We start from the raw sequence: 20300 nt of genomic DNA, 5'->3' as shown, positions 1-20300 counted from the left end.
TCTCACTCACTTATGCAACAACGTCGACAAACTATCCTGACCCTTGCCCGTTGGGCAAGGGTGCTACCTGGCCAAATTACACTCATCTTCCTCTTACTTGGGACGGCCATGGCGAAAGTGCCGGACAAGCAGAACATTCTCAACGAACGTATATCAATTACCGTTAATTCCACAAGTTTGGATCAGGTGCTTGAAAAGATCGAAAAACAGGTTAAGGTGCGGTTTGTTTACAGCCACCAAGTCATTAATGCAGACCGCAAAGTTTCGTCACGAAACGAAAATGCCCGGCTCGAATCTGTGCTGCACGAAATTTTGGATCCGCTGGGTATTACGTATAAATTATCCAGCCGCAACACCATTCTCCTTAAAAGGGACCCGCTCAAAAATTCACTTTTAAAACCATTGGAAAAGCCCGCTCCGAACACTTCGGGCAGACTGCCGGACAGCAGTTTTATGGTAAAAGGACAGGTATTCGACAGCAAAGAACCGCCCGTTTCGCTACCGGGTGTGACTGTTCAGGTTAAAAACACAGACCGCGGCGTGACCAGCGATGTGAATGGGAATTTCGAAATCGTTGTCAGAAATGGCGAAGTGCTGGTATTCACATTCATTGGATTGGATGCTAAGGAACTGGTTGTTTCCGGCACAAAAAACCTCGTCATCTCGCTTGCCGAACAAAACACAGCGTTGAATGAAGTGGTAGTAACCGGCTATTCAGAGCAGAAAGCGCGGAACTTGGCCAACTCCATTGGCAAGTTGGATATCAAGGCAGCCGTGGCCAACAAGCCGATCACCCAACTGTCGCAGGCATTGCAAGGCGGGGTAACCGGGCTCACAGTGATGCAGGGCAGCGGGATGGCAGGTGAAGACCGCTCCAATATCCTGATTCGGGGAATTTCAACCATTGGTGGCACTTCTCCACTTGTTTTGGTGGACGGTGTTCCTTTTGACATCAATTCCGTGGATCCGACGACGGTGGAAAGTATCACGGTTTTGAAGGATGCGGCCGCGGCTTCGATTTATGGTGCACGGGCCGCAAACGGGGTTATTCTGGTGACCACCAAAAGAGGGATTCCAGGCAAGCTAGCCGTTACTTACGACGGCTATGGAGGCGTTCAAAATGCTACCTACCTGCCCAAATTCGTCGATGCGCCGAAGTACATGACGATGGTAAATGAGGCTTATGCCAACATTGGTGGCCTGGAACCTTATAGCGCGGAAACCATTCAAAAAACGGTCGAAGGTAAGGATCCGGTTAACTATCCGAATACCAACTGGTCGGAGCTGATGCTGAAAAAGAACCCGGTGATCCAAAGTCATTCTGTGAGCATTTCAGGTGGAAATGAACTTGCGCGCTTTGCTGTGAGTGGTAATTATTTGTATCAAGATGGGCTCACTCCCAAACGCGATTTTGAGCGGTTTTCTTTTCGTGCCAATACGGGTGTGACACTTACCAAAAACGTTTCCATGTTGCTGGACCTCGTGGCGACGAGAAGCAGAAACCGCTCTGAGCTGGTTAGGTTTGGAAATTCGCTGCATCTGGTTTACACAACACCTCCCAACATTGTCCCCAAATATCCTCTGACAGACGATGGCTACCAGGCTTATGGCAATTTTGGAGAGATGATGAACCCAATGGCCGAGCTGGAACGCGGCGGATATGCGCAAAATAAAGCGGACCAGATCAATATCAATTTCCAGCCCGTTTGGCAGATCACCCCGGAATTGAAACTAAGAGGCCAGTACTTGTACCGCGTTAATTCAAGCGGCTATCTGGATAATCGTAACTCCTACAACTTTCTGGATTATTATACTGGAAACCTGGTGTTTACATACGGAAACTCAAAAGGAACCTCAGTAGGCAGAAGTACTTACAATTACCTGGCGTCCAACCTGGAATTTTCACAAACGTATGGCAAACATTTCATCTACGCGATTGGCGGGCTTTCGCGGGAAGCCAATTTCATTTCCAATTTTGATCAGGCCAATCTCGCGTCCTATTTTGTGAAGTTCAATTATGTTTTCAACAACAAATACCTGCTGGAAAGCACTGTCAGGACAGACGGTTCGTCCAAGTTTGGCCCGGGGCACAAATGGGGTACTTTTCCTTCCGTAGCATTGGGTTGGAATGTACATAATGAGGCGTTTTTGAAAGACGTAAAATTTGTTACCAGTTTCAAATTAAGGGCTTCTTATGGATTAATGGGAAACAATGGCCGAAATGACGACGTGAACGAACTATACCGTTACCAAAGCCTGATCCGGGGCGGGGACGGAACAGAAACGTCGATCGGGAACCCGGAGATTACCTGGGAAACGGTTAAAATGCTGGACATCGGAACTGATATCAGATTGTTTCAAAATCTCGGCCTGACGATCGACTGGTTCAGTAAAACGACGGATGACATCTTGCTTAGCCCTCCGTTGTCATTGTCGTCCGGTGTGGCAACGCTTCCGATCAACTCCGGTTCGGTGTCCAATAAAGGCTGGGAATTCATGCTGAATTATTCCAAAACAATCAACAGGGATCTCGAAATGAGTGCCAGCGTAGGCTACTCGTACTATTCCAACAAAATCCTGTCACTTCGTGGCGGGCCATATATTGGAACGAATGGGTTGGATATCAATGAAGTGGGCCATCCGGTCAACAGTTATTATTTGTACAAAACGGATGGCTTGCTCACACAAAGCGACATTGACGGCGGCGCGACACTTTTGCCTGGTCAGCAGATCGGGGACATTAAATACATTGATATAAACGGGGATAAAAACATTGATAAGGCGGACAAAGTGACGTCCGGCAATCCTAATCCCCAGGGCAGTTATTTTGCAAACCTGAATTTTGTTTACAAAAGATTTTCAATTGAAACACAGCTCAATGGCTTTACAAAAAGCCTGGCCTATTACAGCGGCCGCTACCAGACGCCGCTCAATGTTACTTCCAATTTCAATGGAGGAACGCCGATGCAGTTCCAAACGGATTACTGGACACCCGAAAATCCCAATGCGATGTACCCCAGACTGGCACCTTCGCCGGGCAACAACGTGCTGCCAGCAGACTATTGGCTGACCAACGCTGCTTTTCTGCGAGTTAAATACATTCAGCTTGGCTACAACTTTCATCCAGCCATGGTGAAGAAGATGAGGATAAGCGCATTGCGCATTTTTGTAAATACTCAAAATGCAATCACACTGAGTAAAATGAAACACTTTGATCCGGAAACCCGGGGCGACGAAGCCAATTACCCCATCATGAAAGTTTTCACAGTTGGCTTGAATGTTAAATTTTAAATTCGATTGAACATGAAAAGGACATATATTATACTCATCAGCCTGTTTTTTCTGAGTTCCTGCAATGAGAAGTTTCTGACCAAGGATCACCCGACTGGTACCACGGACGATAATTTCTGGAATACGGAAGGTGAGATTAACGCAGCACTCAATACGATTTACGAACAAGTACCAACCGGCCAGTTTCAGTACAAACGAAATACGCGGATCACTTTTGAAGGTATGACGGATAATGCGGTCTGGTATGCCAATTTCTTTGGAGAAGTGAATACCATAGCGCTTGGCAATGCAAATTCGCAGATGAGAGGCGGTGACTGGTTTGCGGTCCAGCCGGTTTGGGAAGAGAATTACATCGCCATCCGACGTGCTAACCGGTTTCTGGAACATGCCGGAACAGCGCTGATCGAGCCGGGCCTCAAAAAGCGATATTTTGCAGAAGCGCGTGCATTGCGTGCATGGCTCCATCTCGACCTGTTTTTGTATTATGGCGAAGTACCCATCGTGACGACCGTAGTATTGCCCACAGAAACAGATCTCAAAAAGAATACCCGGCAAGAAATTGTTGACTTCGTTGTGGGAGAACTGGATGCCGCCTCGGCCGACCTACCCACGACCTATCCGATCAATGATGTGAAAAGGATCACAAAGGGTGCCTGCTATACCATGAAAACCGTTGCCTTGCTCAATAACGGCCAGTATAACGAAGCGGCAGCGGCTGCTAAGCAGGTGATTGATATGAATCTTTACAAACTGTATCCCAATTACACGAAATTGTTCAATTATGAGGGCCAGGTGAATGAAGAACGCATATTTATCAAGCAGGCGGGAAACAACGATAGCTTTTACAGGAGCGCGCCAGGGTATCTGGGCGGAAACGCGTGCCTCAACCCGACAGGTTCTCTTGTCAATAGCTATGAGACCCTACAAGGCAAAACGCTGACAGAACTCGGGGCGGATAGCGCTGAGATTTACAGGCAAAGCCCGAATTATAAATCTAACCGCGATCCCAGGATGGATGCTACGATTGCGTATCCCGGTTCTACCTACTACGGAAATCTGGACCCATGGGACGATTCACCCAATAACCCGAACCGATTAGCGGCCATTTACTCTTCCAAAACGGGTTACTGGCTCAGAAAATACGTGGACCTGGCCGATAAGGGCAAAGGAGGTTCTCTGGATTATATGGTTTACCGCTACGGCGACCTGCTATTAATGTATGTGGAGGCATTGGTTGAAAGCGGCAAATGGAACCACCCGGACGTTTTAAAGTATATCAATCAGATCCGTAACCGTGCCAAGATGCCCAATGTGAATGTGGCTGTTTACAATTCGGAAGCTAAAATACGGGAGCTTTACCAGCGGGAACGACGCGTGGAACTCGCCTTCGAGGGAAGCCGCCTATTTGATATGAGGAGGTGGAAAATTGGTGAAAAAGTCATGAATGGTGTCGTGGAAGGAGCTATTAATCCAAAAACGAAAAAGGCCGTCAACGTGGAAACCCGCACGTTTTCCAAAAAGGATTACCTATGGCCTATCCCCGCCAGAGAAACCGAAGGGAATCCCAATATGGTCCAGAACCCGGGTTATTAATTCTAAAATGTCATTTAAAAATAAAGGCTGTCCCAAATGGCCGCCTTTATTTTTGGAGATAAAAATCATTCATGCTATATTTAATTAAATTATATATAGCATGAAATATCATCATATTCTTTTCTTTATCGCCGCAGCTGGATTGGCAACCTCTAACTGTTGTTCCCCAAGAACTAAAGCACAAGCCAATGCATCCATTTTAATGCCAATTGATACGGGACATTTGGATGTGGTAGTGCCACAACAGCCGTTTCATGATAACATGCCCAACGCTTTGCAAGATCAGGAAGAAACTCAGAATGAAAAGGTTTTCGCCCATTTTGATCGGCCGCCTGAATTTCCGGGCAGCTACAACGCCTTGTACAAATTTATTGAATCGAATTTAAAAATGCCAAAGACAGCAAAAGACGCTGGCATTTCAGGAAGGGTCTTTCTTACGTTCACAATAGAGGATACCGGTGAAATTAACGATATAGCGGTACTGAAAGGGCTGGGGTTTGGCTGCGATGAGGAGGCTATGCGTGTCGTCGGATTGATGCCCAGGTGGAAGCCCGGCACTTTATACGGTAAACCGGTCAGGGTTAAATTCAACCTGCCGGTTTCCTTTACTGATTTGAAGGAATTTTAAAACTAATGCTGCAAATACGGGTACTTTTTCAAGGGTTGCGTCTTTGATAAGGAACTTCCAACGTCCTTAAATCAGGCAGAACATGAAATCTTTTGGCATTGACCATTTGCAGGAGATCGAGATCAGCCAGCTTTGGTGCAGCACGTTGAGAGGTGACCGGGAATCGTTTCAAAAACTAATGGAAGCCACTTACGACCTGATGTTCCAGTTCGGGCATAAGTTCAGTCGCGACCGGGAACTCATTAAAGATTCGATCCAGGACGTTTTTCTCGAAATACTTGAAAAAAGAACGCGCCTCAGCAGCGACATTCCACCCAAACCGTACCTGCTGGCATCGCTCCGCAGGCGGCTGCACCGGCTCGAACAACGCCAGCGCTGGATGGTACCCGGTGATACGGAAACAACTGGTTTTGAAATCGAATTCAGCTCGGAGCATTACCTGATCCTTTCCGAAGAAGCCGGCAACATTGCCAGGCAAATGACTTCACTGATGAACGAGCTTCCCGAGCGGCAGAAGGAAGTGGTGTACCTCCGTTTTTTTCAAAACCTCGATCGCGACGAAATTGCCGACCTGATGCGCATTCGTCCGCAATCCGTTTCCAACCTGCTGCAAGCCGCATTTAAATGGCTCAGGACACAATGGAAACCCGTCATTTCGCTGCTCCTCACCTCATTTTTGTGCTGATCAAAAATTTTCTCAAAAAAAATTAAAAAAAAGTTGGAATAACACAGTATCAGATCGCGAATTGTGTCTAATGGTGTTTGAAAAGCAAAACCAAGACATGAACGAATACGGGCATTTCGGCGCAGAAGACTTTGTCTGGAACGAGGCATTCAGGCGATGGGTACTGGTCCCCACGCAGGAAGACCATGTTTTCTGGGAAAGTTGGCAGTCGGAAAACCCCCACAAAGCTGCGGTGATCGCGCAGGCCCGGGAACTGGTTCAGGCGATCGGCCCAAGGCTGGAACATTTGCCGGAGTCGGAAAAAAACCGGTCAATCGGAGAGATCATGGAACATTTCGACGATCGCGCACTTTCGGAAGTGTCGTCGCATACGCCTCTACTAAGATCGTTCTGGTTCCGCGCTGCCTGCCTGCTACTGCTTCTCGCCGGTTTCGCCACACTTTTTACGAGGTACAATATGCGTAAACAAACCGGCTTCGAACAATTGCTCGCAGCTGGTGAAATGCTGAAAGAAGTGAGCAATGACGCTCAAAAAACAATCCGGATCACTTTGCAGGATGGCAGTTCGGTAACGCTGGATCCGGGGAGCCGGCTGAGTTACCCCGAGCATTTTACTGGTTCCAAAAGACTGGTGCAGCTCTCCGGTGGTGCATTTTTTGATATCGTGAAAGAACCCGGCAGACCATTTTACGTTTACGCCGGCAAGGTGGTCACCAAAGTGCTCGGTACCAGCTTTCATGTGAGATCTTTCAATAATGAAAAAGAAGTATCGGTATCCGTCAAGACCGGACGGGTAGCAGTGTTTACGCGCGAAAACGACCTATCCGATGATATGGACGAGATCAGCGAGCAGTCGGGTGTGGTCATAGAGCCTAATCAGCAACTGATTGTGGCCCAAAAAACCACGAGGATCACCAAGACACTCGTTCCAAACCCGGAAATCGTAGCTGCGCCCGAAAAAGTCCCAAGCTTCAATTTTGAAGATTCTCCCGTTTCAGAAATCCTTAAAACCCTGCATACAGCCTATGGTATAGAGATCATTTTCGACGAAAACATAATGAAAAATTGCCCTGTCACCGCAACGCTGACGGATCTGTCCCTGTACGAAAAGCTCGACCTGATATGTAATGCCGTGGGTGCGAGCTACGAAGTGATCGACGGACGGATCATTGTGGACGGAAAAGGATGCCAGGCGAGGTAGTGAGTCATGTCAATCTAAATACTTAACCAAATGTTTGAAACTATGAAAAAACCCGTACCACCAAGCAATCATGCTTCGTTGCTGCGAATGAGCTTTTTACAGCTTGTGCTTGCCATTTGCTTCATCGCAGCGGCAACGGCTGCTAGTATGAACGCACAGGAGTTATTAGGCAGGAAAGTTACCGTGCACGTTACCGACGAGGAAATAAGCCAGGTTTTACGTAAAATCGAGAAGCAGGCCGATGTCAGGTTCGTGTTCAGCTCCAAGCTGATCCAGTCTAATCGGAAGGTATCCATTGCTGCGGAAGGCAAACCGCTTTCCGAAGTACTCGATGGTTTATTGACACCACAAGGACTTGTCTATGAAGTAAAAGGAAAGAATATCGTAATTAAACCAGAGGAAACGGGCAGTCTGACTGAGTCAGCTTCTTTGCTCACCTCCGCTGCCGAGATCACCGTAAAAGGGAAGGTCGTTGACGCGCAGAATTCCGAAGCATTGCCGGGTGTGAATGTGCTCATCAAAGGAACGCAGTCGGGAACTTCGTCCGATGCCAACGGTAACTACACGATTCAGGTACCGGATGGTAATGCAACATTGGTTTTCAGCTTTGTAGGATACACTTCTCACGAAGCCAGTGTAGGCAATCAGACCCAGATCAATGTGAGCCTGAAAACAGACAACAAATCGCTGGAAGAAATTGTGGTAGTGGGTTACGGAACGGTGAAAAAAAGCGATGTAACGGGTTCGGTCTCATCTGTCAAAGCGCAGGAAATTACTGCCTATCCCGCATTAGGTACGATACAAGCGTTGCAGGGACGTGCGGCGGGTGTACAGATCCAGGCCAATAATGGCGAGCCCGGATCCACTTTTAAAGTGAGGGTACGTGGTAGCAGCTCTATCAATGCCAGCAGCGACCCTATTTACGTGGTCGACGGGTTTGTGGGCGGCGCTTTGCCCCCGCCGGAGGATATTGAATCTATCGAAGTTTTGAAAGATGCATCGGCCACGGCGATATACGGTTCCCGTGGTGCAAACGGGGTGATTATGGTCACTACCAAGAAAGGTGTTTCCGGAAAACCGAGAATTGACTTCAATACATCATTCTCATCCCAGGAAGAGATTAACCGGCTTGATCTGCTGAATGCTTCCCAGTTTCTGAACTATGTACAGGAAGCCCGCCCCAATGTGGTTTCCGCAGGTGCCGATACCGACTGGCAGGACCAGATTTTCAGGAAAGGCGGCATTCAGAACTATCAGCTATCCGTCGCAGGCGGTAGCGATAATGTGAAATATTACATCTCCGGCGCATTGTACGATCACAAGGGTATCATTATCAATTCGGGATACAACCGGTTTTCGATCACCAGTAATCTGGACATTCAGGCTACCAAAAAGCTGAAATTCGGCCTGAACATGTTTGCCCAGCGCGTATCAAGAGATCAGTCGAAAACGCAGGAGGGATCGTCCGGTCTGACACCGGGTGTGGTGGCAGCGGCATTCAAATTTGAACCTGATCAGCCTATCCGCGATGCCAACGGCCGTTTTACAGTGGCCAGGCTGAACGACCCGATTGACAATCCGTATGCCATCGCGACGCAATTGGAGAACCAGTCACTGAATGACCGCATTCAGGCTAATCTTTTCGCAGAATACAGCATTCTGGACGATCTGAAATTCAGGATCACATTGGGTGCTACCACCAACAGCGGCCGTGCAGGAACTTACCTGCCCAGTACATTGAACGACGGCCGCAATCTTGGCGGGCGGGCGTCGGTGGCAGGTAGCAAAAGCACGCTGCTTTTGAACGAAAACTATTTGATATACAATAAAAAGATCGGTACTAACCACGATCTGTCGTTGATGGCGGGTTATTCCTACCAGACATCCTCCAATGAAAACTGGGCTGGTACCGGACAATCGTTCATTACCGATGCGGTTTCATTCTGGAATCTGGGCGGTTCATCCGTTTGGCAAAGTCCTACTTCCGGCCTTTCGGAGTGGCAGCTGGCTTCGTTTTATGGACGGCTCACCTACTCACTCGCAGATCGTTACCTTTTCACGGCGAACATCAGACGTGACGGGTCTTCTAATTTTAGTAAAAACCATAAATGGGCGATGTTTCCTTCCGGGGCATTTGCATGGAAAATGTCCAGCGAGCCTTTTATGGAAAATGTGCGGGCGATCAGTCAGTGGAAGTGGCGCGTGAGCTACGGACTAACTGGTAACCAGGCCATTACCCCTTATCAAACGATGTCCCGCTTCTCTAATGTGTACACGGTGCTTAATGGTGTAGCCGTGAATGCGGTACGCCCTACGACAGTAGCCAACGACGACCTGACGTGGGAAACGACCAAGCAGTTTGACATTGGTACCGACATCAGCATTCTCAACAACCGCTTAAATCTGGTATTGGATTACTACCGCCGTGTGACGAGTGACTTGCTTTTCAGTGTGCCATTGCCACAGTATTCGGGTTATACCAATCAATTGCAGAACATCGGTTCGGTTGAAAACAAGGGTTTTGAAGTCACGCTCAACTCACGTAACCTGATTGGCGCTTTCAAATGGAGCACGGACCTTAACTTCTCATTGAACCGGAACAAAGTACTGACATTGCCGAATGGTAACGACATTTTCTACAACTCGGCACCCGGGCACATGGTAGGTTTAGGACAGACGCAGATACTCCGCGAAGGGTCACCGGTGGGGAGCTTCTATGGTTGGCTGTATGACGGCGTGTACCAGCAAAACGACAATTTCATTCCGGGTGGTGGCTTTGAAGTGGCTGCCGGTGGGGAAAAGTTCAGGGACATTGACGGTGAAAAAGATGCCAACGGCAAACTGACCGGCAAACCTGACGGAAAACTCAACAGCGACGACCGTGCCATTATCGGGAACCCGCACCCGAAGTTCACCTGGGGATTCAACAACGATTTCAGCTACAAAGGGTTCGACCTGAATATGTTTTTCCAGGCTTCTCAGGGTAATGACCTGCTGAGCTATACGTTGATGGAGCTGAACCTGCTTTCGGGGATCAACAATGCGACCACAGAGGCTCTTAACCGCTGGACACCATCCAATACAAATACCAATGTGCCGAAAGCGATGGTTGGCAGAACTCGCCGCGTGTCAACCAGATGGGTTTACGACGGAAGTTTTGTCCGGTTGAAAAACCTTGCGCTGGGCTATAACCTGCCAAAATCCGCACTGGACAAGATGCGCCTGACCAAACTGAGGGTTTATGTGAGCGCCCAGAACATTCTGACTTTTACCAAATACAAAGGGTATGATCCCGAAGTAAACTATTCGTCAGAAGGTGATACCGATGGAAACCGCAACCTGGGCCTCGATTATGCGAGCTATCCGAACGCGAAATCTTATACGGTGGGACTAAACATTGGTTTCTAGTAATCAGCACTTGACTTAAACAAGAATACTATGAAAATGCATATCAAGAAATTCCTTCTAATACTTTGCCCGGCCATCATGCTTGGCTGCGTTGACCTGACGGAAAAGCCCGTAGGCCTTCTGGCACCAGAAGCGCTGTTCAAAACCCCAAAAGATGTGGAAACAGCGATTTTTGGAGCCTATGGCTGGATCGCCTCCGAGCGGCTGTACGGTCGCCAGTTCGTGTCAGCGCTGATGCTGCGTGACGACATGAGCGATATCGGTGATCGCGGTACCCCTGCCGAAAGACAGCAGGTGAACGACTTCAATATGGACGATAACAACAACATGGTCAACCAGTTCTGGCCATACTGGTACCAGGTGATCAGCGCTACGAATGCTGCCATTGCGGGCGCTAATCAGCTGGGGCTTCCCGAGGCAGAAATGAACCCACTCATTGCGGAAGCAAGGTTTGTACGCGGGTTTGCGTATTCCCATCTCGTGCGTGTGTTCGGAGATGTGCCTTACATTGACTTTTTTATCACCAATCCCGAATCTGTTAAGCAGCTTACCCGCACACCAGCGGCGACGGTTTATGCGGCAATAATTAAGGATTTTGAGTTTGCAAAACAAAACCTGCCCGACCAGCAGCCCGCCAATGTGCGCAGCCGACCGACAAAAGGTACTGCCGCTTCCTACCTTGCAGATGTGCACCTTACGATGGGCAACTATGCCAAAGCATATAGCGAAGCCAAATGGGTGATCGATAATAAGGACAAGTTTGGCTACGGGCTGGAAGCTGACTTCCAGACACTTTTCCGTGCTCCCCAGGCCAACAACTTAAAGGAACACATTTTTGCGATTGATTTTCTCGGTCTGCAATCAGGTGAAGGTGGTGCAAACGACGACATTATGCCTCCGATGACTGGCGTGAGAGGCGGCGATGCGCCCCGCAGCGGGTGGAGCGTAGTCGTGCCTTCCCAAAAAGTGTACGATACATGGGATGCACGTGATTATCGCAAAAAGGTAAGTTTCGACGACTCTTTGCTGATCGCTGGCAAGCTGGCACCCTATACCGTTTTCCCGAATACAAAAAGGCCTCATATTGCCAAATACGCACGTTTTGCAGGGAATTCCAACGCAGAGGGCCGCTATTCGGATCACAATTATGCAGCGATGCGCTATGCAGAAGTGTTGCTGATCGCCGCAGAAGCCTCAGCGGAAGTGAATGGTCCCACTCCCGAATCGATCGGGTATATTAACGAAATCCGGGCGCGGGCGCGCAACTGGGCGGGTACTGCATCGGTATTTCCCGCGAATGTTGCGACTGGCCTTACCAAGCAGGCATTCATTGATCTGATCATGGAAGAACGCAGGCTCGAACTCGCATTTGAATACAAAAGGTGGTACGATATCCAGCGCCGCAAGCTGGGCGATGTGGTTTTCAAAGGCCCGAGCTCGCTTGAACCGCATCAGAATTTCAGTGCCGCGCGCGATTATTTAATGCCGATACCAAGAGTGGAGTTGCAGGTTAATCCCAATCTGGCCCCTCAGAACCCGGGTTACTGATCCATTTTTATTTGATGTATAAAAAGAATAGGCTGATCGCGTGGTCAGCCTATTCTTTTATATTTCAAACAGCCACGTGGTAGTTTGGATCTTCAATGATATTTACTTCAATAATATCATTCGCATTGCGCAGCAGCTGCCTGCAATCAGGACTCAAATGTTTCAAGAGAACCTTTTTACCTGCCTTATGGTACCGTTCCGTAATCTTGTTGAGCGCTTCAATGCCTGACATATCGGCAATCCTGCTTTCCGAAAAATCAATAATGACCTCTTGCGGATCATTGGAAATATCAAACTTTTCATTGAAAGCGGTAATGGATCCGAAGAAAAGCGGGCCGTAAATTTTATAATGCTTGGTACCATGCTCATCAACCGATTTATGGGCACGGATTCGCTTGGCACTTTCCCAGGCAAAAACCAAAGCGGAGATAATCACCCCGATCAAAACCGCCAAAGCCAGGTTATGAAGGAAAATGGTGATCGCTGCCACCAGCATTCCAACGAAAATGTCTTGCTTCGGCATTTTGTTGATAACCCGAAAACTGGCCCATTCGAAAGTCCCAAAAGCGACCATGATCATGACGCCAGTGAGTGCGGCCATCGGCACCAGCTCAATAATCGGTGCGCCGAACAGGACTATTGCCAAAATGGTTAATGAGGCGACTATCCCGGACAGCCTCGCTCTTGCACCGGCCGAAAGATTCACCAATGTTTGCGCGATCATAGGGCAGCCACCCATCCCGAAGAAGAATCCGTTTAAAATATTGGCACTTCCCTGCGCAATGCATTCCCTGTTTCCATTACCTCTGGTCGCTGTCAATTCATCCACCAGGTTCAGCGTCAGTAATCCCTCGGTCAGGCCTACACCGGCCATGATGAACGCATAAGGCAGAATGATCTGCAGGGTAGCAAAATTAACTGGCAGCTGCGGAATGTGAAAAGGCGGAAAACCTCCGCTTACCGACGCAATGTCCCTCACAGTTTTGGTATCGATATCAAATCCCAGGACTACGATAAAAACAACCATAATCGCAACCAGCGAGGGCGGTACTACCTTGGTAATTTTTGGCAAAACAACAATGATAGCGATCGTCAGCAACACCAGCCCGCCCATGACCAGCAAAGGCGTACCCGTAAGCCAGGTAGACTCGCCGTTGACAACCGTTTTAAACTGTTCGAGCTGCGACATAAAGATGACCACGGCAAGACCGTTGACAAATCCGTACATCACGGGCTGGGGGACCAGCCTGATAAATTTCCCGAATTTAAAGATACCCACCAGGATTTGTACAACACCAGCCAACGCCACTGCGGCAAAAACATATTCAATACCATGCGACTTCATAAGGGCTATCAACACGATCACCGTCGCACCTGCCCCTCCGGATATCAGTCCCGGCCTACCCCCGAAAATAGAAGTTACAAGGCCCATGATGAATGCGGCATATAGCCCGACAAGTGGTGGTAAACCGGCAAGAATCGCAAATGAGAGCGATTCAGGCATCATAGTCATGGCGACAGTAAGGCCTGCCAAAATCTCAGTTTTATAATTTATTTTTTGAGAAAAATCAAAAATATTGATGTAACCCTTCATGGATCATGAGTGAAATGAAAGTGGGAAGATACCGATATTCCTCAAAAGTTAACGATTGTATAACCCTGGCTTAAAATACCCCTAACAGACCACAGGTAGCTTTGCAGTTTGAATAAAACTACGCCGGTCACTCCTATTCCGGCGGGCTCACTTAACCGCTAACTATCTATGAAAGTAAATTTACTGCAGGCATTCTTTGCTTTATTGGTTGGATGCTGCTTGTCTCTGCAAGCGTCCGCCCAGTCCGTCACGATCAGCGGGAAGGTTACCGCACCGGCCGGGGATGCGCTTCCGGGCGTCAACATTCTCATCAAAGGAAGCAGCATTGGTACTACTACCGATGCCAACGGCGGGTACACGCTGGCTGCTCCCTCCAAAAATGCCATCCTTATTTTTTCTGCCATCGGTTTCCTTTCCGAGGAGCAGCCAATTGGCAATAAAAGTGTGATCGACATGACATTGAAGGAAGATACCAAGATCCTCAATGAAGTGGTAGTAACGGCATTAGGGATCAAAAGGGAAGAAAAATCCCTGGGTTTTGCTGCGCAGACGATCAATGAAAATGCTGTGAAAGACGCCAAATCCAACAACTGGGTCAATACCCTTTCCGGGAAAGTGGCGGGACTTAACATTCAGGGCGCAGGCGCAGGGCCGATGGGTTCCTCCCGCATTACATTGCGCGGCGAATCGTCATTGAACCTGGACAATAACCAGGCACTGATCGTGGTGGACGGCGTGCCTGTGAGCAGCCGTATCACCGGAACTGGCTTTAATTCCCACCTTTCGGCCGACAGCCCGGTGGATTATGGTTCGAGCTTGTCAGACATTAATCCAGACGATATCGACAAAGTAACCGTGCTGAAAGGTCCGGGCGCTACTGCATTGTACGGCAGCCGGGCAGCTGGTGGAGCGATCATTATCACGACCAAGTCAGGCATTCGCCAGGATAAGGGCATTGGCGTAACCGTCAATTCCAATTTCAGTGTTGAGCAGATCAACCGCTATCCCGACTATCAATTTGAGTATGGCGAAGGAAGAAGCGGCGCGTATTTCTCCTATCTCGACAGCGAAGATGGCCCAAACACAGCCACCACGGTTGCGGCAGGAAGGGCCTGGGGTCCAAAATTCAATGGCCAATCCTATTTCCAGTATAACCCCGACGCCGACAACGGCCGTCCGACCGCACGCACGCCCTGGGTCGCCAACAAAGACTACATTTCCGGCTTTTTCCAGACCGGTACTACATTCTCGAATAGCATTTCAATTGAAGGTGGCGGCGAAAATGGCTCGGCGCGGTTGTCCCTCACGCATTTGAAAAACAAATGGATCATTCCAAATACCGGTTTTGAAAGGATCAATGCGGCATTATCCATCAATCAGCGTGTTTCGAAAAGATTAAAAATAAACGGTAAGGCCAATTATACCAATAAGAAAAGCGACAACCTGCCGATGGCGGGCTATAACAACCAGTCGCTGATGTACTTTCTGATCCTGGGAACGACCCCGAACATTAAGCCCGAGTGGTTTAAACCCTACTGGGAGCCGGGACTGGAAAATGTGAAACAAAGAAGCCCATTCAACCCGACGCCCGACAACCCTTACCTGGGCATGTACGAAATGCTCAACAAAATGAACAAGCACGGGTTTATCGGCAATGTGTCGGCCAATTATGAAATCTCCAAAAAGTTCGACCTGCTGGTACGTTCGGGGCTGGATATGGCTTTCGAGTTCCGCTCGCAGCAGCGCCCGTTCAGCATGACCCGCTACCCACGCGGCATGTACCGGGAGCAGAATGTATTCACTTACGAGTCCAATACTGACTTTTTGCTCAATTATAAGGACAAAATCGGTGATTTGATCGATGTTACCGCTTCTGTGGGTGCCAATGCCATGCGGCAATCGTACGATTTCGCAGGTATGTATGCCGACCAGCTTGCACAGCCTGGCATTTACCAGATTTCCAACAGTCTTGATCAGGCAGTAGCAGATCCATTGAAAACCAAAAAAGCGATCAACAGTATCTACGCTGCCACCCAGTTTTCGTGGGACGAAAAAATATTCTTGGACGTAACCGGGCGGAACGACTGGTCGAGTACGCTACCTTATGGCAACAACTCTTTCTTTTACCCGTCGGTGAGTTCCAGTTTTTTATTAAACGAGCTTTTTACACTTCCACAGGCTGTTTCCTTTGCCAAGTTCCGTGCCTCGTGGGCGCAGGTCGGTAATGATACCCGCCCCTACCAGACAGCCCGCTACTACGACCGGATTTACGGAAATAGCTTTACCAATTCTCCCACCCTGTTCAATGCAGACCTGAAACCTGAGATCACGGCGAGTTATGAGTTCGGTTTGGATGTTCGTTTGCTGAAAAACCGGGTTGGCCTCGACGTTGCCTATTATAACAACAACAGCCGAAACCAGATCCTGGCCATTCCGCTGGACCCTGTTTCGGGTTATTCCAATGCATTGATCAATGCAGGGCTGATCAACAGTCGTGGCGTGGAGATCAAGCTTACGGGGAAGCCGGTTACTACAAAGAATTTTAGCTGGAATACGACATTGCTCTGGTCGAGAAACCGGAGTTTCGTGAGAGAACTTGCGTCCGGGATTACCAATCAGGTGATTTATGCACATAATACCAATGTGAGCATTGAGGCGCGTGTGGGCGGACTGATGGGCGATATGTACGGACGCGGTTTCCAACGCGCCCCGGACGGTCAGATCATTTATTCCTCGGTTGGACTTCCGGCCACATTGGATCCGACTGCCAAGAAATGGGGCAATGCATTTGCGGACTGGAAAGCGAGCATATCCAATGAGTTTACGATCAAAAACGTTCGCGTAAGCCTGCTCCTGGACGGGCAGAAAGGAGGCAGCATGTTTTCGCAGACCAGCCACAAGAACAATACTTTGGGTAAAACAAAGGTTACTTTGCCTGGCCGTGAGGACGGGATCATTGGACAGGGCGTCGTAAAACAGCCGGATGGAAGCTTCACACCGAATACCGTGAAGGTCCCTGCCAGCTCTTATTATGACAACTATTACCAGATCACGAATGCTGAAACCAACATTTTTGACGCTTCTTTCCTGAAAATAAGGGAAGTACGCGTGGAATTTAACCTGCCGCAAGCATTGCTTTCCAAAATCGGTGTGCGCCAAACCAGCCTGGCCCTGTTCGGCAGGGACCTTTTCAATTTTACCAAATTTCCAGGGTTTGATCCCGAAGGCGGAAACCTGAACAACGGTACCCTTACTCCGGGTGTCGAACTGGCGCAATTTCCTTCCACCCGGACCATGGGCATGAACCTTACCTTGAAATTTTAATCCAAAGAAATCATGTTTAAGAAAGCATATATACCATTTCTGCTGCTGCTGACCATATTGGTCTCCTGCACCAACAATTTCGAAGAGCTCAATACCGACCCCAACCGCCCGAAGGAAATCACGCCGGGCGTTATGCTGGGACAATTGCAATACCAGATCGTAAACAGTACCGTGAATGCCAGCCGCAATTTCACGCACGAGCTTATGCAAGTGGATGCGCCACGCGCAAGTGCGGGCGGTGGCGGACTTCACCGCTACATTGTGAATCCGGGTAGCGGCGTTTGGAATAATTTTTATTCGTATCTCAATGATATAGAGGACATTTACATCATTGCCGACAAGCTCAATGAGAATAATTACAAGGCGATTTCGCTGATCTACAAAACGTGGAGCTACTCCATTCTGACGGATCTTTACGGCGATGTGCCTTACTCTCAGGCGACCAAAGCCATTGAAGGAAACTTCAAACCCACATTTGACAAACAAAAGGACATTTACATTCAGCTCCTCAAAAACCTGGAAACGGCGAATTCCCTGCTTGATGAAACCAAGGCGCTGACTTACGGCGGCGATATGCTTTACAATTCGAATGCATTGTCGGGTGGGAAAAATCCGGGGATACTGAAATGGAAGAAGTTCTGCAACTCGCTGCGGTTGCGATTGTTGTTACGGATTTCAAAAAGGGAAGGTGAAGTGAATGTGAAAGAACAAATCACAGCCATTCTCGCTAACCCGACGGCCAACCCCGTTTTCACCGCCAATGCCGACGAAGCGATTTTCAGGTATCCGGGTACATTTCCTTTTTTCAATCCCTTTTACAATGCAAGGCAGGTTGACTGGCGCGACGGTAATTACTATACCAAATTTTTTATGGACCCTATGAACGAGCTGAGCGATCCACGCCGTGCAGCCTGGGCGACGCAGGTAAAATCGGGTACTGAAAGCGTATTTCGCGGCATCGAAAGCGGCTACCCCACCACATTGGAATATGCAGTAGGAAGCAATTCGAGCTATTCGGATGCATTGAAGACATTGCCTCAGCTGGGCGTGATGATGACATGGGCGGAAGTAGAATTCATCAAAGCTGAGCTGGCAGTAAAGGGATACACCACAGGTTCCTCTGCCGAAAAACACTACGAATCGGGTATTGCTGCTTCCATGACGCAATGGGGCGTGACCATGCCGTCGGGTTTTACCAGGCAGGGCGACATTGCGTTCAATGCAACTGCTACGGCCGAAAAACAGTTGGAGCAGATCATGCTGCAAAAATATTATGCATACTTTTTCGTGGACTACCAGTCGTGGTTTGAAAAGCGGAGAACGGGTTACCCGGTGCTACCGCGCGGCGCTGGCATTCCGGCAGAGAATACGTTCCCTTCCCGTGTTCCCTATCCTACCTACCTGCAATCGCTGAACCCGGAAGCGCTGGCCGGCGCTGTGGCTTCGATGAATGGCGATGATGCCGATGTCAAGGTTTGGTGGAACAAATAGTCTAAATTTATATCTGGTTGATTTTCAAAATCATGTGCAAAAATAAAATTGTTATCTGGGCAGTCCTTTCACTTTGGGCTGCCCTGGTAGCCCATGTCGCCCAGGCGCAAAAGTCGAAGACCAAGATGCCGGAACGCGGCTTGTGTGCACACCGTGGCTGCATGGATACGCATCCCGAAAACACATTGCCTGCATTTGCGGAAGCCGTTCGGCTTGGCGCGCAGATGATCGAGTTCGACATTCAGCTTACCAAAGACAGCGCGATGGTGATCATGCACGACGATGCCGTCGACCGCACTACCAATGGAAATGGCCAGGTTTCCGAACTTACATTCTCCCAGATCCGTGCATTGGACGCGGGCTTAAAAAAGGCGGAGAAGTTCAAAGGAACGCGAGTACCCACATTTGAGGAAACGCTCGCCATGATGCCCCATAATGTGTGGCTCAACTGTCATTTGAAAGGCGACGAGGCCGTGGGTACAAAAGCCGCCGCCATGCTGGCGAAATCGGGCCGGTTGCACCAGGCATTTCTGACCTGTTCTGAAAAAGCCGCCAAAGCCGCCAGAAAGACTGTTCCGGGTATTTTGATCTGCAACGGAGATAATAGCTACCGAAAAAATACGCCCAAATATGTGCAGGCAACGATCGACAACGACGCCAATTTCATCCAGTTATTGCGGAATGAATCGGGCGAGAACAGAGCAACATTGATGAAATCATTGAAGGATAATCGTATCAAAATCAATTATTTCTACGCCAAGTCGCCCGACGAACTCAGCGCATTATACGCCGAAGGAATTGATTTTGTGCTGGTGAACAATGTCGCTGATTTCCTGTCCGCAGCGAAGGCGGCGGGTGTTGAACCCGTGGTTCCTACTTATGATTAAATACCGGTCCAATTTAATCATCACCGGCTCTCATGCCTTTTAAATTAGCGATTTGCTAGCAGCAAGCTAACCTCAACTTGCACGTCAATACGCCATTGACCCCTTAGCCGATTCCGGCTGCAATGAAAAAGTAAAGAACAAACTTTTTTACAGATGCTTTCTTCTGGCATGGCTCTTGCTATACATCCTTGTTGGCAATTTCTTTTCGGCTTTTTCAATGACATTTATGGGAAATAAAGGACTATTGGTGTTGATTGACGACGATATGGACGATCAGGAAATTTTTAGAATGGCCCTTGATGACATCGATCAACCATTAAAATGCATTTTTTTTCAAGATTGTGAGTCAGCAGTCGCTCATTTCAGTCAGCAGTCGGTAACCCCGCCAGGCTATGTTTTTGTGGACATCAACTTACCGAGAACCAGTGGGAGCGAGTGTTTACAGCAGCTGCAAAATCTCCAAGCATTCGATGATCCATGTATCATCATTTATTCAACTTCGATCCCAAATGAATGGAAGCCGCGGCTGAAAAGGATCGGTGTGGACCTATTTGTAGAAAAAACGGGTTCATTGCCACTGCTCATTGATCAGATCCAACAACTGATGCGCGCCGGATAACCGTTATAAATTAGGTACATTGCGTTCTATT

12 protein-coding genes are annotated in these 20300 nt (G+C 48.6%); 11 read left to right on the top strand and 1 reads right to left on the bottom strand.

Annotation, left to right across the window (positions count from 1 at the left end; all coding sequences use genetic code 11):
* Positions 1–12 precede the first annotated feature (12 nt).
* The 7 genes from ABIO93_RS26145 (at position 13) to ABIO93_RS26115 (ending at position 12354) form a co-directional block, all read left to right on the top strand.
* Complete coding sequence (locus ABIO93_RS26145; RefSeq protein ID WP_348072953.1) at positions 13–3291, top strand: TonB-dependent receptor; 3279 nt, start codon at positions 13–15, stop codon at positions 3289–3291.
* A 12-nt stretch (positions 3292–3303) separates the two neighbouring features.
* The gene (locus ABIO93_RS26140; protein WP_348072952.1) at positions 3304–4884 is read left to right on the top strand and encodes a RagB/SusD family nutrient uptake outer membrane protein; all 1581 of its coding nucleotides are present in this window, start codon (positions 3304–3306) and stop codon (positions 4882–4884) included.
* Positions 4885–4984: 100 nt separating this feature from the next.
* Positions 4985–5512: an energy transducer TonB gene (locus ABIO93_RS26135; RefSeq protein ID WP_348072951.1), complete on the top strand. Its 528-nt coding sequence runs from the start codon at positions 4985–4987 to the stop codon at positions 5510–5512.
* 82 nt (positions 5513–5594) lie between these two features.
* Entirely contained in the window at positions 5595–6197 is a 603-nt protein-coding gene (locus ABIO93_RS26130) for a sigma-70 family RNA polymerase sigma factor (RefSeq protein ID WP_348072950.1), read from the top strand.
* Between the two features lie 97 nt (positions 6198–6294).
* Positions 6295–7398, top strand: a complete 1104-nt coding sequence (locus tag ABIO93_RS26125) for a FecR domain-containing protein (RefSeq protein ID WP_348072949.1) — start codon at positions 6295–6297, stop codon at positions 7396–7398.
* 42 nt (positions 7399–7440) lie between these two features.
* Positions 7441–10806 (top strand): TonB-dependent receptor, encoded by a 3366-nt coding sequence (locus ABIO93_RS26120; RefSeq protein ID WP_348072948.1) that lies wholly within the window; start codon positions 7441–7443, stop codon positions 10804–10806.
* 30 nt (positions 10807–10836) lie between these two features.
* The gene (locus ABIO93_RS26115; protein ID WP_348072947.1) at positions 10837–12354 is read left to right on the top strand and encodes a RagB/SusD family nutrient uptake outer membrane protein; all 1518 of its coding nucleotides are present in this window, start codon (positions 10837–10839) and stop codon (positions 12352–12354) included.
* 64 nt (positions 12355–12418) lie between these two features.
* Here ABIO93_RS26115 and ABIO93_RS26110 read toward each other — a convergent pair whose 3' ends face one another.
* A complete protein-coding gene (locus ABIO93_RS26110; RefSeq protein WP_348072946.1) occupies positions 12419–13948 on the bottom strand; it encodes a SulP family inorganic anion transporter in 1530 nt (509 codons plus the stop codon).
* Positions 13949–14116: 168 nt separating this feature from the next.
* On the opposite strand from ABIO93_RS26110, the gene ABIO93_RS26105 reads away from it, so the two are divergent.
* From ABIO93_RS26105 to ABIO93_RS26090, 4 genes are all read left to right on the top strand, one after another.
* The gene (locus ABIO93_RS26105; protein ID WP_348072945.1) at positions 14117–17272 is read left to right on the top strand and encodes a SusC/RagA family TonB-linked outer membrane protein; all 3156 of its coding nucleotides are present in this window, start codon (positions 14117–14119) and stop codon (positions 17270–17272) included.
* A 12-nt stretch (positions 17273–17284) separates the two neighbouring features.
* On the top strand, positions 17285–18763 hold the full coding sequence (locus ABIO93_RS26100) for a SusD/RagB family nutrient-binding outer membrane lipoprotein (RefSeq protein WP_348072944.1): 1479 nt from the start codon (positions 17285–17287) through the stop codon (positions 18761–18763).
* Between the two features lie 32 nt (positions 18764–18795).
* A complete protein-coding gene (locus ABIO93_RS26095) occupies positions 18796–19650 on the top strand; it encodes a glycerophosphodiester phosphodiesterase family protein (protein ID WP_348072943.1) in 855 nt (284 codons plus the stop codon).
* 226 nt (positions 19651–19876) lie between these two features.
* Positions 19877–20269: a response regulator gene (locus ABIO93_RS26090; RefSeq protein ID WP_348072942.1), complete on the top strand. Its 393-nt coding sequence runs from the start codon at positions 19877–19879 to the stop codon at positions 20267–20269.
* The last annotated feature ends 31 nt before the right edge of the window (positions 20270–20300 follow it).

The sequence above is a fragment of the Dyadobacter sp. genome (assembly GCF_039919315.1).
Classification (GTDB): Bacteria; Bacteroidota; Bacteroidia; order Cytophagales; family Spirosomataceae; genus Dyadobacter.
The sequence above is the reverse complement of the archived record's forward strand: the minus strand, read 5'-3'. Positions and strand labels throughout refer to the sequence as shown.

Bases quoted from the DNA above. Each gene is read 5' to 3' on its own strand.
- ABIO93_RS26145 (WP_348072953.1), top strand. From the start codon at position 13: ATGCAACAACGTCGACAAACTATCCTGACCCTTGCCCGTTGGGCAAGG.
- ABIO93_RS26140 (WP_348072952.1), top strand. From the start codon at position 3,304: ATGAAAAGGACATATATTATACTCATCAGCCTGTTTTTTCTGAGTTCC.
- ABIO93_RS26135 (WP_348072951.1), top strand. From the start codon at position 4,985: ATGAAATATCATCATATTCTTTTCTTTATCGCCGCAGCTGGATTGGCA.
- ABIO93_RS26130 (WP_348072950.1), top strand. From the start codon at position 5,595: ATGAAATCTTTTGGCATTGACCATTTGCAGGAGATCGAGATCAGCCAG.
- ABIO93_RS26125 (WP_348072949.1), top strand. From the start codon at position 6,295: ATGAACGAATACGGGCATTTCGGCGCAGAAGACTTTGTCTGGAACGAG.
- ABIO93_RS26120 (WP_348072948.1), top strand. From the start codon at position 7,441: ATGAAAAAACCCGTACCACCAAGCAATCATGCTTCGTTGCTGCGAATG.
- ABIO93_RS26115 (WP_348072947.1), top strand. From the start codon at position 10,837: ATGAAAATGCATATCAAGAAATTCCTTCTAATACTTTGCCCGGCCATC.
- ABIO93_RS26110 (WP_348072946.1), bottom strand. From the start codon at position 13,948: ATGAAGGGTTACATCAATATTTTTGATTTTTCTCAAAAAATAAATTAT.
- ABIO93_RS26105 (WP_348072945.1), top strand. From the start codon at position 14,117: ATGAAAGTAAATTTACTGCAGGCATTCTTTGCTTTATTGGTTGGATGC.
- ABIO93_RS26100 (WP_348072944.1), top strand. From the start codon at position 17,285: ATGTTTAAGAAAGCATATATACCATTTCTGCTGCTGCTGACCATATTG.
- ABIO93_RS26095 (WP_348072943.1), top strand. From the start codon at position 18,796: ATGTGCAAAAATAAAATTGTTATCTGGGCAGTCCTTTCACTTTGGGCT.
- ABIO93_RS26090 (WP_348072942.1), top strand. From the start codon at position 19,877: ATGGGAAATAAAGGACTATTGGTGTTGATTGACGACGATATGGACGAT.